1 pseudogene is annotated in these 15190 nt (G+C 64.8%); it reads right to left on the bottom strand.

Annotated features, from left to right (window positions below):
- Window positions 1-19: 19 nt before the first annotated feature.
- A pseudogene (locus NLN62_RS25225) lies at window positions 20-14980 on the bottom strand (amino acid adenylation domain-containing protein); the annotation flags it as partial.
- Window positions 14981-15190 lie beyond the last annotated feature (210 nt).

The raw sequence follows: 15190 nt of genomic DNA, 5'->3' as shown, positions 1-15190 counted from the left end.
CTAACTAAATCAGTCATTTCTAGGCACCCAGGGAGAGCAGCTTCTGAAGGTCGTCGCGATCGAATTTTTGTTCGATCAAAGCAATAGAGGCCTCACGAGCGAACTCGGCCAGCACTGGTTTAGCGAACAGCGTTATCAACGGCAGTTCGACACTCACAGCCTTCGATACCCTGTTCGAGAGTCGCACGGCCAAGAGCGAGTGGCCGCCCAGTTCGAAGAAGTTGTCGTGCCGTCCGACCCGCTCGAGCCCCAGAAGCTCCGCCCAGATCTGCGCCAGCGCGATCTCGATCTCGCCCTGCGGCGCCTCATAGGCTGCCCGCGCATACGCATCATCTTCCGGAGCCGGCAGCGCCTTGCGGTCCAGCTTGCCGTTCACCGTCAGCGGCAGCGCCGCAAGCCGCACGAACGCGGACGGCACCATGTACTCCGGCAACCGCGCACCGAGATGCGTGCGCAATGCGCCGGCCAGCTCGGCCGCCTCAGCTTCGCCGGCATACTCGCTAGCCGTCACCACATAGGCGACCAGGCGCTTCTCGCCCGTGCCATCCTGTTGCGCCACCACCGCCGCCTCGCGCACCGAGGCGTGCTCAAGAAGCCGTGCCACGATCTCGCCCGGCTCGATCCGGAAGCCACGGATCTTCACCTGGTCGTCGCTGCGGCCCAAAAACTCCAGATTGCCGTCCGGCAGGTACCGCGCAAGGTCGCCGGTCCGGTACAGCCGGTCGCCTGCCACAAACGGACTGGCGATGAATCGCTCCGCCGTCAGCTCGGGACGGTTCAGATAGCCGCGCGCAACACCCGCCCCGCCGATATAGATCTCCCCTACCGCCCCAAACGGAACAGGTGCTTCATGACCGTCCAGCAGATAGACTCGAAGATCAGGGATGCGCTTTCCGATCAGACTGCCCGAGGCGGTGGTGTCAGACTGATCAAGAGGCCGATAGGTGGCATGCACGGTGGTTTCCGTGATGCCATACATGTTGATCAGTTGTGGCGCACGATCTGAATGCCTTGCATACCACGGCTTCAGAATCGATGGCTCCAGAGCCTCCCCGCCAAAAATCACATAGCGAATGCCGTTTCGAACATTGCTCTGACACTCCAGATCAACGAGAGCTTTGAAAGCCGAAGGGGTTTGGTTCAGAACTGTGACGCCGGACTTGCAGATGAGATCATTGAAGTCAGGAGTGGAGCGAGCGGTATCGCTCGGCACGAGAATCAAGCGACCGCCATAACGCAGTGCGCCCCACAACTCCCACACTGAGAAGTCGAACGAGAAGGAATGGAACAAGCACCATACGTCCTGTTCAGTGAAGCCATACCAATCCTGCGTCGTCTCGAACAGACGAACTATCTGAGCATGCTCGACCATGACGCCCTTTGGCGTACCGGTGGAGCCGGAGGTGTAGATCACATAGGCGAGATGGCGTGAGGTGAGACCGAGCGCGCGCGGGTCCGGATCGGTGGCCGGCAGGGTTGCCCACCCCGGCGCCGCCGCCGCCAGATCCACCACCGTCAGGTCGGCCAGCGCCTCGGCGCCCAGCGCGGCGCGCCCCGCCGCATCGGCCAGCAGCAGCGGCGGCGCCGCATCGTTGAGAACCTGCTTGAGCCGCGCACTCGGATAGGTCGGATCCAACGGCAGATACGCACCACCCGCCTTGAGGATCGCCAAAAGCCCCACCACCAGCGCCACGCTGCGCTCAAGGCAGATCGCCACCGGTTGGTCCGGCTTCACTCCGAGCCCGATCAGATGATGCGCCAGGCGATTGGCCTGCGCATTGAGCTCGCCATAGCTTACGCGCTCGTCCGCACAGACCACCGCAACCGCGTCCGGCGCCTTGGCGACCTGCGCCTCGAACAGCTCATGGATGCACGTGTCCGAAGGATACGCCGCCCCCGTCCGGTTCAGCTCCTCCAGCAAGTACGCCCGCTCATCGGCTGACAGCAGATCAACCCGCCCGACCGCTTGCCCGGCATCAGCAACCATCGCCCGCAGCAGTGCCAGCAGATAATCCCGCTGCCGCTCAATCGTCGCTTGATCGAACAGCGCCGTGGCATAACCCAGCGTCCCGGCGATCACCTCGCCCTGCTCGCCTAAGTTCAGCTCCAGATCAAACTTGACCTGATCGAACCCATCCCCCGCAGCCTCCACCTGCAGCCCGGGAAGATCAAATGGCTCAGCTGAGGTGTTCTGCCAGGCCAACATCACCTGGAACAGCGGGGTGTGATCAAGCGAGCGCGGCGGCTGCACGATCTCCACCACCTGCTCAAACGGCAGGTCCTGATGCTCCTGCGCCGCCAAGACCATGCGCCGCGTCCGTTGGAGCAGCTCCGCCACACTCGGCTCGCCCGACAGGTCGAGGCGAACCGCCAAGGTGTTGACGAAGAAGCCGATCAACTCTTCGATCTCGCCCCGGCCCCGATTGGCGGTCGGCACGCCAATGACGATGTCGTCCTGCCCCGACAGACGCGACAGCACCGCGGCCCATGCCGCCAGCACCGTCATAAATGACGTCGTGCCATGTTGCTGGCTCAGCCGCCTCAAGCCCCGAGTCAGATCCGCATCGATGACGACAGGGACACCGGCCCCGGCAAACGACTGCTCGGCCGGCCGCGGCCGGTCCGTCGGCAACGCAAGACGCGCCGGCGCGCCAGACAGGGCATTGCGCCAATACTGCGCCTGGTTCGAGAGCCGCTCGCCCGACAGCCACTGCCGCTGCCAGGCGGCATAATCCGGATACTGGATCGCAAGCGGCGGCAGCGGATCGTCCTCTCCGGCCACAAACGCCCGATACAGCCGACTGAGCTCACGCACCAACACGCCCAGCGACCAGCCATCCGAGACAATATGGTGCTGCGTCAGCAGGAACACGTGCTCCTCATCCGACATCCGGATCAGCCGGCCGCGGATCAGCGGTCCCCGCGCCAGATCGAACGGCGTGCGCGCCTCTTCCCTGCACAGATCCAAGAGCGCCTCGTCCGCATCCGCCCTGTCCCGCAGATCGTGCTCTATGACCGGCAGCCCCGCATCCGGCGGCAGAACCTCAACCCGGGGCTTGCCCTCCGGCGCGACAAAGACGCTGCGCAGCGCCTCATGACGCGCCAACACACGGTCAAGGCTGCGCTGCCAGGCGCTGCGGTCGAGCACGCCTTGCAGCCGCCACGCCAGCGGAACGTGATAATGTGTGCCGGTCTCATCCAGCTGCGCCAAGAACCACAGCCGCTGCTGCGCAAACGACAGCACAAGCCGCTCTTCCCGCGACACCGGCACAATGGCCGGCAGGTTGTGTGGACCAGAGCGGCTCAACTCATCCACGATGCTCGCCGCCAGATCGGCCAGCACCGGCTTGGCAAACAGCGTCCTCAGCGGCAGCTGTACACCCAGGGCCTGCGAGATCCGGCTCAACAACCGCACCGCCAGGAGCGAGTGGCCGCCCAGCGCGAAGAAGTGATCCTGCCGCCCGACCCGCTCCAGCCCCAGAAGCTCCGCCCAGATCTGCGCCAGCGTCGTCTCGATCTCGCCCTGCGGCGCCTCATAGGCCGCCCGCGCATAGGCCTCGTCCGCAGGCGGCGGCAGCGCGCTGCGGTCCAGCTTGCCGTTCACCGTCAAGGGCAGCGCCGCAAGCCGCACGAACGCACTCGGCACCATGTAGTCCGGCAGGTGCGCACTTAAGTGCGCACTTAAGTGCGCACGCAAGGCGGCCGCCAGCGCGCCGCCATCTGCCTCGTCCGATCCTGTCTCGGGCTCACACACCACATAGCCGACAAGATGCTTCTCGCCAGAGCGATCCTCGCGCGCCAGCACCGCCGCCTCGCGCACCGACGCGTGCTCGAGCAGCCGCGCGGCAATCTCGCCCGGCTCGATCCGGAAGCCACGGATCTTCACCTGGTCGTCGCTGCGGCCCAAAAACTCCAGATTGCCGTCCGGCAGGTACCGCGCAAGGTCGCCAGTCCGGTATAGCCGGTCGCCTTCCACAAACGGACTATCAATGAACCGCTCCGCCGTCAGCTCGGGCCGATTCAGGTAGCCGCGCGCGACCCCCGCCCCGCCAATGTAGAGCTCGCCCACCGCCCCGAACGGAACAGGCTCACCATAACCATCAAGCAGATACACCTGCGTGTTCGCGATCGGACGGCCGATCGTCTCAACGACAGCGTCGCCCCTTGGCATGCAGATCCAGGTTGAGTACGTCGTCGTCTCGGAAGGAGCATACAGATTGCAAATCTTCTGGACGCGACTGCTCTCGAAGATCTTCTCGATCAGACCCGCCGTCAGCGGCTCGCCTGCCAAATTGACCACGCTTGTCGAAGCCGGTACTGCTTTTTTGTCGACCAGAGAGGCGATCGCCGAGGGCACTGTGTTGATCATGGAGACATCCAAAGGCCTCTCGGCCAGCGCCAGTGCATTCTCGACCAGGTAGAGCGTGCCTCCTTGCGAAAGCGGAACGAAGCATTCGTACACAGACAGGTCAAAACTGATCGAGGTGGAGAACAGCGTGCGACTGAGCTCTGAGGAGGCGAACACTCCGCGGCTCCAATGCAGCAGGTTTACGGTGCTCGCATGCTCGATCATGACGCCCTTTGGCGTGCCGGTTGAGCCTGAGGTGTAGATCACATAGGCGAGATGGCGTGAGCTCAGGCCGAGTGCGCGCGGATCCGGATCCGAGGCCGGCAGGTTCGCCCAGGCCGCGCTCGCCGTGTCGAGATCGATCACCGTCACATCGGCCAGCGCACCCGAGCCCAGCGCAGCACGCCCCGAAGCATCGGTCAGCAGCAGCCGCGGCGCCGCATCCGCGAGCACCTGCGTGAGCCGCCCGGACGGATAGGCCGGATCCAGCGGCAGATACGCACCACCCGCCTTGAGGATTGCCAAAAGCCCCACCACCATCGCCACGCTGCGCTCAAGGCAGATCGCCACCGGCTGGTCCGGCTTCACCCCGAGCCCGATCAGGTGATGCGCCAGGCGGTTCGCCCGCGCATTGAGCTCGCCATAGCTCAAGCGTTCGTCTTCACAGACCACCGCCACCGCATCCGGCGCCTTGGTTACCTGCGCCTCGAACAGCTCGTGGATGCACATGTCCGCAGGATACGCCGCCACCGTTCGGTTCAGCTCCTCCAGCAAGTACGCGCGCTCATCGGACGGCAGGATGTCCAGCTCTCGCACCGGCGTGTTCGGCGCCCGCTCCAGCGCCTCAGCCAGCTGCTCGAGCGCGCGCTGCATGTAGCCGCAGACCCGATCCGCTGAGACAGGCTCCGCCACCTGCGCTGTCAGACCGAGCGCTTCGCCAAAATCCTCCACTGACAACGTCAGCGGATAATTGGTGCGCTCCTCCCCGCTTAAGCATTCCACGCCGGACAGCCCATCGTCGGGTCCGGCGCCGGAGATCGCCGCCGGCGTGTTGTGGCGGTAGTTCAACAGCGCGCTGAACAGCGGCGCCGGGGCCGCAACACCGCTGCAGCGTTGCGCCAGGGCCAGTGAGGCATGTTCGTGTGCCAATAGTTCAGCCAGCCGGCGATGCGTGGTCCGGACGCTCGCCTCGACCCCAGTGCCGTCCAGATCTAGCCGCAACGGCAGGGTGTTCATGAACAGACCCAGCGCGCGGTCGGCGCCGGCGCCCCCATGCATGCGGCCGAACAGCACCGTGCCGAACACCACCTGCTCGCGCCCACTGCTGCGCGCCACCACCTGTCCCCAGGCCAGATGGCACAGGCTCGCCAGGCTCACACCAAGCCGTCGCGCCTGGCCGCGCAGCCGATCCTGCAGCGCCTGCGGTAGCATCCGCCGTGCCTCACGAACTCCGCTGCCGTCGCCGCGAACCTCACTCAGTCCAAACGGCGTGGTCGGCTCGTCGATGTCGGCAAGCCACGCGCGGAAGAACTCTGCATGCGCTTCTCTACCGACGCCCAGGCGCGCCTGTGCCACCAGGTCGCGGAACGGCTGCGGGGCTGCAAGCTCATGCTCGCGTCCCTCCAGCACGGCCCGGACCTCGGCATGCATCACGTCCAGCGTGGTGTGATCCCCGATCAGATGGTGCTGCAGCTCCAAGAGCAGCCAGCGCCCGCCGCCGGGCTCGCGCGCGATCACAAACCGCAACAAGGGCGCCAGCCCCAGATCGATCCGGTGCTGGCGTGGATCAAACCTTAGCCTGAGCTGCTCGGGGCCAGGACCACCGGACCCATCCAGCTCAACCTCGGTCACCTCCAGCGGCGCTCTCCGCCACACCACCTGGGCCGGGCTCGACAGCCCCTCCCACACAAACGATGTGCGCAGAATGTCGTGCCGATCCACCACCTGCTGGACCGCGGCCAGATAGCGGTCGAGCAGGGCCCGGTCGGCAAACGCCATCAGCGAGACCAGCAGGTACGGATCACCGCGGCTGGCCAACAGATGATGGAACAGGATGCCGTCCTGCAGCGGGGACAAAGCATAAATATCCTGGACGTTACTGAGACCACCGGGCACCGTGGCGACAATCCGGTCGATCTCGCCCTGCGTCAGCTCGATCAGCGGCAGCATCTGCGGCGTGATCGCCGTGCTTCGTTCTGTGATCAGGTTGGCCGGGACCGCCACCTCGTGATGGCTGCCGAGGCTCACGGCCAGATCCGCAAGCACCGGTTTGGCAAACAAGGTCCGCACCTCGATCCCAAGCGACAGCCGCCGCAGACGCTCCATCAGCTGCACGGCCAGGAGCGAGTGGCCGCCCAGCGCAAAGAAGTTGTCGTGCCGTCCGACCCGCGTCAGCCCCAGAAGCTCCGCCCAGATCTGCGCCAGCTTCTCCTCAATGGGCCCTTTTGGCGCTTCATAGGCGCGACGCGCATACGCATCATCTTCCGGAGCCGGCAGCATCTTGCGGTCCAGCTTGCCGTTCACCGTCAGCGGCAGCGCCGCAAGCCGCACGAACGCGGACGGCACCATGTACTCCGGCAGACGCGCACTCAAGTGCGTGCGCAATGCGCCGGACAGCGCGCCTCCATCTTCCTCTTCCGATCCTGTCTCGGGCGCACAGACCACATAGGCGACAAGCTGCTTCTCGCCAGAGCGATCCTCGCGCGCCAGCACCGCCGCCTCGCGCACCGACGCGTGCTCGAGCAGCCGCGCGGCAATCTCGCCCGGCTCGATCCGGAAGCCACGGATCTTCACCTGGTCGTCGCTGCGGCCCAAAAACTCCAGATTGCCGTCCGGCAGATACCGCGCCAGGTCGCCGGTCCGGTATAGTCGGTCGCCTTCCACAAACGGACTGGCGATGAACCGCTCCGCCGTCAGCTCGGGCCGGTTCAGGTAGCCGCGCGCAACACCGGCCCCGCCAATGTAGAGCTCGCCTACCGTCCCGAACGGAACAGGTGCTCCATGACCATCAAGCAGATACACCTGCGTGTTCGCGATCGGCCGGCCAATCGGGATGCTATTGGATAGAGGTGGCTCTCTCGGAATGTCATAGAAGATACAACCCACAACTGTCTCGGTTGGGCCGTATTCGTTGACCATCCTGGCGGTGGGCTGGATGCTGCGCCACAACTCCACTGTCGAATGCGACAGCGCTTCACCGCCAATAATGAATGATCCAACTTGACTGGCCGCGGTGTCCGCCAGCATCTGTTGCCCAAGAGCATCCAGATGGTTCGGGGTGATATTGATCAGCCCGCACTCCGAGCTGATCTTTGCTTTTAGCCCCTCGACCTCGTCTCTCTCCGTTAGAAGATCTGCATAGCCGCCGTGAATGAGAGGTGCAAAAAGGCTGTTAATTGTCGCATCGAACGCGACAGGTGAGGAGACCACGGAGGATGATCTGGGCGCGTAAGCGTCGCAGGCCCAGTGCAGGTAATTGGTCATTCCCCGATGCTCGACCATGACGCCCTTGGGCGTGCCTGATGATCCCGAGGTGTAGATCACATAGGCGAGATGGCGCGAGGTCAGGCCGAGGGTGCGCGGATCCGGATCCGAGGCCGGCAGGTTTGCCCACACCGGCATTGCCGTGTCGAGAGCCACCACGTTCACATCGGCCAGCGCCTCGGCGCCCAGCGCGGCGCGCCCCGCCGCATCGGCCAGCAGCAGCAGCGGCGGCGCCGCATCGTTGAGAACCTGCTTGAGCCGCGCACTCGGATAGGTCGGATCCAACGGCAGATACGCACCACCCGCCTTGAGGATCGCCAAAAGCCCCACCACCATCGCCACGCTGCGCGCAAGGCAGATCGCAACCGGCTGGTCCGGCTTCACCCCGAGCGCGATCAGATGATGCGCCAGGCGGTTCGCCCGCGCATTGAGCTCGCCATAGCTCAACTGCTCATCCTCGTAGACCACCGCCACCGCGTCCGGCGTCTTGGCGACCTGCGCCTCGAACAGCTCGTGGATGCACGTGTCCGCAGGATACGCCGCCACCGTTCGGTTCAGCTCCTCCAGCAAGTACGCGCGCTCATCGGACGACAGCAGCTCAATCCGCCCCACCGCTTGCCCGGCATCGGCAACCATCGCCCGCAGCAGTGCCAGCAGATAACCACGCTGCCGCTCGATCGTCGCTTGATCGAACAGCGCCGTGGCATAACCCAGCGTCCCGGCGATCACCTCGCCCTGCTCGCTTAAGCTCAGCTCCAGATCAAACTTGACCTGATCGAACCCATCCCCCGCAGCCTCCACCCGCAGCCCGGGAAGGTCGAAGGGCTGAGTGGCGGTGTTCTGCCAGGCCAGCATCACCTGGAACAATGGTGTGTGATCCAGACGACGTGGCGGCTGCACGATCTCCACCACCTGCTCAAATGGCAGGTCCTGATGCTCCTGCGCTCCCAAGGCCCTGCGCCGCGTCCGTTGGAGCAGCTCCGCCACACTCGGCTCCCCCGACAGGTCGAGGCGAACCGCCAAGGTGTTGACGAAGAAGCCGATCAACTCTTCGATCTCGCCCCGGCCCCGATTGGCGGTCGGCACGCCAATGACGATGTCGTCCTGCCCCGACAGACGCGACAGCACCGCGGCCCATGCCGCCAGCACCGTCATAAATGACGTCGTGCCATGTTGCTGGCTCAGCCGCCTCAAGCCCCGAGTCAGATCCGCATCGATGACGACAGGGACACCGGCCCCGGCAAACGACTGCTCGGCCGGCCGCGGCCGGTCCGTCGGCAACGCAAGACGCGCCGGCGCGCCAGACAGGGCATTGCGCCAATACTGCGCCTGGTTCGAGAGCCGCTCGCCCGACAGCCACTGCCGCTGCCAGGCGGCATAATCCGGATACTGGATCGCAAGCGGCGGCAGCGGATCGTCCTCTCCGGCCACAAACGCCCGGTACAGCTGACTGAGCTCACGCACCAACACGCCCAGCGACCAGCCGTCCGAGACAATATGATGCTGCGTCAGCAGGACGACGTGCTCCTCATCGGAGGTCCGGATCAGCCGGCCGCGGATCAGTGGGCCGCGTGCCAGATCGAACGGCGTGCACGCCTCTTCATGGCACAGATCAGACAGCGCAGCCTCGGCGTCCGGCCTGTCCCGCAGGTCATGCTCCACGACTTGCAGCCCCGCACCCGGCGGCAAAACCTCAACCCTGGGCCTGCCCTCTGGGGCGACAAAAATACTGCGCAGCGCCTCATGACGCGCCAGCAAGCGGTCAAGGCTGCGCTGCCAGGCGCTGCGGTCGAGCACACCTTCCAGCCGCCACGCCAGCGGAACGTGATAGTGCGTGCTGGTCTCATCCAGCTGCGCCAAGAACCACAGCCGCTGCTGCGCAAAGGACAGCACAAGCGGCTCTTCGCGCGACACGGCCACAATGGCCGGCAGCTCGTGTGGACCGGAGCGGCTCAACTCATCCACGATGCTCTCGGCCAGATCCGACAGCACCGGTTTGGCAAACAGCGTCGTTAGCGGCAGGGCGAGGCCAACAGCTTGCGAGACCCGGCTCAACAACCGCACTGCCAAGAGCGAGTGGCCGCCGAGTTCGAAGAAGTTGTCGTGCCGTCCGACCCGCGCCAGCCCCAGAAGCTCCGCCCAGATCGTCGCCAGGGTGATCTCGATCTCGCCCTGCGGTGCCTCATACGTTGCCCGCGGATGCGCCTCATCGTCCGGAGCCGGCAGCGCCTTGCGATCCAGCTTGCCGTTCACCGTCAGCGGCAGCGCCGCAAGCCGCACAAACGCACTCGGCACCATGTAGTCCGGCAACCGCGTACTTAAATGTGCGCGCAAGGTGCCGGCGAGCTCGGCTCCCACAGCTTCGCCGGCATACTCGCTAGCCGTCACCACATAGGCGACCAGGCGCTTCTCGCCCGTGCCATCCTGTTGCGCCACCACCGCCGCCTCGCGCACCGACGCGTGCTCGCAAAGCCGCGCCGCGATCTCGCCGGGCTCGATCCGGAAGCCGCGGATCTTCACCTGGTCGTCGCTGCGGCCCAAAAACTCCAGATTGCCGTCCGGCAGGTACCGCGCAAGGTCGCCAGTCCGGTATAGCCGGTCGCCTTCCACAAACGGACTATCAATGAACCGCTCCGCCGTCAGCTCGGGCCGATTCAGGTAGCCGCGCGCGACCCCCGCCCCGCCAATGTAGAGCTCGCCCACCGCCCCGAACGGAACAGGCTCACCATAACCATCAAGCAGATACACCTGCGTGTTCGCGATCGGACGGCCGATCGTCTCAACGACAGCGTCGCCCCTTGGCATGCAGATCCAGGTTGAGTACGTCGTCGTCTCGGAAGGAGCATACAGATTGCAAATCTTCTGGACGCGACTGCTCTCGAAGATCTTCTCGATCAGACCCGCCGTCAGCGGCTCGCCTGCCAAATTGACCACGCTTGTCGAAGCCGGTACTGCTTTTTTGTCGACCAGAGAGGCGATCGCCGAGGGCACTGTGTTGATCATGGAGACATCCAAAGGCCTCTCGGCCAGCGCCAGTGCATTCTCGACCAGGTAGAGCGTGCCTCCTTGCGAAAGCGGAACGAAGCATTCGTACACAGACAGGTCAAAACTGATCGAGGTGGAGAACAGCGTGCGACTGAGCTCTGAGGAGGCGAACACTCCGCGGCTCCAATGCAGCAGGTTTACGGTGCTCGCATGCTCGATCATGACGCCCTTTGGCGTGCCGGTTGAGCCTGAGGTGTAGATCACATAGGCGAGATGGCGTGAGCTCAGGCCGAGTGCGCGCGGATCCGGATCCGAGGCCGGCAGGTTCGCCCAGGCCGCGCTCGCCGTGTCGAGATCGATCACCGTCACATCGGCCAGCGCACCCGAGCCCAGCGCAGCACGCCCCGAAGCATCGGTCAGCAGCAGCCGCGGCGCCGCATCCGCGAGCACCTGCGTGAGCCGCCCGGACGGATAGGCCGGATCCAGCGGCAGATACGCACCACCCGCCTTGAGGATTGCCAAAAGCCCCACCACCATCGCCACGCTGCGCTCAAGGCAGATCGCCACCGGCTGGTCCGGCTTCACCCCGAGCCCGATCAGGTGATGCGCCAGGCGGTTCGCCCGCGCATTGAGCTCGCCATAGCTCAAGCGTTCGTCTTCACAGACCACCGCCACCGCATCCGGCGCCTTGGTTACCTGCGCCTCGAACAGCTCGTGGATGCACATGTCCGCAGGATACGCCGCCACCGTTCGGTTCAGCTCCTCCAGCAAGTACGCGCGCTCATCGGACGGCAGAATGTCCAGCTCCCGCACCGGCATGTTCGGCGTCCGCTCCAGCGCTTCGGCCAGTTGCGCAAGCGCGCGCTGCATGTAGTCGCAGACCCGGTCCGGACATACCGGCTCCGCCGCGTCCGCCGTCAGCCCCAGCGCTTCGCCAAAATCCTCCACCGACAACGTCAGCGGATAATTGGTTCGTTCCTCCCCACTCAGCCATTCCACGCCCGAGAGCACATCGTCCGGTCCGGAGCCGGACATTGCCGCCGGGGTGTTGTGGCGGTAGTTCAACAGCGCGCTGAACAGCGGCGCCGGCGCCGCAACCCCGCTGCAGCGCTGTGCCAGCGCCAGCGAGGCATGTTCGTGTGCCAATAGTTCAGCCAGCCGGCGATGCGTGGTCCGGACGCTCGCCTCGACCCCAGTGCCGTCCAGATCTAGCCGCAGCGGCAGGGTGTTCATGAACAGGCCCATGGCGCGGTCGGCGCCGGCGCCCCCATGCATGCGGCCGAACAGCACCGTGCCGAACACCACCTGCTCGCGCCCACTGCTGCGCGCCACCACCTGGCCCCACGCCAGATGGCAGAGACTCGCCAGGCTCACACCAAGCCGCCGCGCATGCGCCCGCAACCGATCGTTGAGCTCCTGCGGCAGCATCCGCCGCGCCTCACGGGCCCCGCTGCCGTCGCCGCGCACCTCGCGCAAGCCAAACGGCGTGGTCGGCTCGTCGATGTCGGCAAGCCACGCGCGGAAGAACTCTGCATGCGCTTCTGCGTCAACGCCCAGGCGCGCCTGCGCCACCAGGTTGCGGAACGGCTGCGGGGCTGCAAGCTCATGGGCGCGTCCCTCCAGCACGGCCCGGACCTCGGCATGCATCACGTCCAGCGTGGTGTGATCCCCGATCAGATGGTGCTGCAGCTGCAACAGCAGCCAGCGCCCGCCGCCGGGCTCGCGCGCGATCACAAACCGCAACAAGGGCGCCAGCCCCAGATCGATGCGGTGCTGGCGCGGATCAAACCGCTGCCGGAGCTGCTCGGAGCCAGGACCAGCGGACCCATCCAGCGCGACCTCGGTCACCTCCAGCGGCGCGTTCCGCCACACCACCTGGGCCGGGCGCGACAGCCCCTCCCAGACAAACGACGTGCGCAGAATGTCGTGCCGATCCACCACCTGCTGAACCGCGGCAACATAGCGCTCCAACAGGGCCCGGTCGGCAAACGCCATCTGCGAGATGAGCAGGTACGGATCGCCCGTTGCCGCCAACAAATGATGGAACAGGATGCCGTCCTGCAGCGGGGACAAAGCATAAATATCCTGGACGTTACTGAGACCACCGGGCACCGTGGCGACAATCCGGTCGATCTCGCCCTGCGTCAGCTCGATCAGCGGCAGCATCTGCGGCGTGATCGCCGTGCTTCGTTCTGTGATCAGGTTGGCCGGGACCGCCACCTCGTGATGGCTGCCGAGGCTCACGGCCAGATCCGCAAGCACCGGTTTGGCAAACAAGGTCCGCACCTCGATCCCAAGCGACAGCCGCCGCAGACGCTCCATCAGCTGCACGGCCAGGAGCGAGTGGCCGCCCAGCGCAAAGAAGTTGTCGTGCCGTCCGACCCGCGTCAGCCCCAGAAGCTCCGCCCAGATCTGCGCCAGCTTCTCCTCAATGGGCCCTTTTGGCGCTTCATAGGCGCGACGCGCATACGCATCATCTTCCGGAGCCGGCAGCATCTTGCGGTCCAGCTTGCCGTTCACCGTCAGCGGCAGCGCCGCAAGCCGCACGAACGCGGACGGCACCATGTACTCCGGCAGACGCGCACTCAAGTGCGTGCGCAATGCGCCGGACAGCGCGCCTCCATCTTCCTCTTCCGATCCTGTCTCGGGCGCACAGACCACATAGGCGACAAGCTGCTTCTCGCCAGAGCGATCCTCGCGCGCCAGCACCGCCGCCTCGCGCACCGACGCGTGCTCGAGCAGCCGCGCGGCAATCTCGCCCGGCTCGATCCGGAAGCCACGGATCTTCACCTGGTCGTCGCTGCGACCCAAAAACTCCAGATTGCCGTCCGGCAGATACCGCGCCAGGTCGCCGGTCCGGTACAGCCGGTCGCCTTCCACAAACGGACTGGCGATGAACCGCTCCGCCGTCAGCACGGGACGGTTCAGGTAGCCGCGCGCAACACCGGCCCCGCCAATGTAGAGCTCGCCTACCGCCCCGAACGGAACAGGTGCTCCATGACCATCAAGCAGATACACCTGCGTGTTCGCGATCGGCCGGCCGATTGGGATCGAGTTCAGTCTCTCAACAGCTTGAGATATTTCAAAAGTGGTACATCCAACCGTTGCTTCTGTCGGACCAAAATGATTGATCAGGCGCACGTTCGGAAAGCGCTTTTGCCAAAACAGTATATCTGCTGGGATTAAGGCCTCGCCCCCCACCATCAGTGCTCGTGTCGGAGCAGGTCCTTCGTAGCCATCAAGCCGCTTATTCAGCATGCTCAAATGTGACGGCGTCAGCTTAACCAAATCATAGATCCGACCATCCTCGACAGCAGCAAGCGACTCTATCTGAGCAATCGGCTTTACAAGATGAAGCTTAGCGCCTGCTAATAGAGGCCCAAATAGAGTTGTGACGATTCCATCAAAGCTCAACGAATGCAGCAGGGGCGATCCGTTCAAAGCACGCTTGTAATAACTGTGATCTGACCATTGCAAATAGTTGACCATCCCTCGATGCTCGACCATGACGCCCTTGGGCGAGCCTGTTGATCCCGAGGTGTAGATTACATAGGCGAGGTGGCGTGAGCTCAGGCCGAGTGCGCGCGGGTCCGGATCCGAGGCCGGCAGCTTCGCCCAGGCCGGTGTCGCCGCCTCGAGATCGACAACCGTCAGATCGACCAGCGCATCGGCGCCCAGCGCGGATCGTCCCGCCGCATCGGCCAGCAACAGTTGCGGCTGCGCATCCTCAAGAACCTGCTTGAGCCGCGCACTCGGATAGGTCGGGTCCAGCGGCAGATACGCACCACCCGCCTTGAGGATCGCCAAAAGCCCCACCACCATCGCCACGCTGCGCTCCAGGCAGATCGCAACCGGCTGATCCGGTCTCACCCCGCGCGCAATCAGATGATGCGCCAGGCGGTTGGCCCGCGCATTGAGCTCGCCATAGCTTACGCGCTCGTCCTCATGGACCACCGCCACCGCATCCGGCGCCTTGGCGACCTGCGCCTCGAACAGCTCGTGGATGCACGTGTCCGCAGGATACGCCGCCGCCGTCCGGTTCAGCTCCTCCAGCAAGTACGCCCGCTCATCGGCTGACAGTAGCTCAATCTGCCCAACCGGCTGCTGCGCATCCACGACGACAGCACGCAATAACGTTTGCAAATGCCGCGTAATGCGATCAACCTGCTCAGGCTCCACACGACTTTCATCAAAGTTCCATCGAAAGCGCCCATCCAGAGCGCAAACCTCAAATGTTAGAAACTCACCCGATGGATCTGTCTCAGAACTCAGCCTCGAAGCTCGATCATGAGCGGCAGAACAGCTGTTCGTCCTGACAGAAATGCCAATCGGCCAGGGGCGGCGCAATCGTAGCGCCTCCGCACTCCGCAATGT

It is taken from the genome of Bradyrhizobium sp. CCGUVB23 (assembly GCF_024199885.1).
Lineage (GTDB): Bacteria > Pseudomonadota > Alphaproteobacteria > Rhizobiales > Xanthobacteraceae > Bradyrhizobium.
The sequence above is the reverse complement of the archived record's forward strand: the minus strand, read 5'-3'. Positions and strand labels throughout refer to the sequence as shown.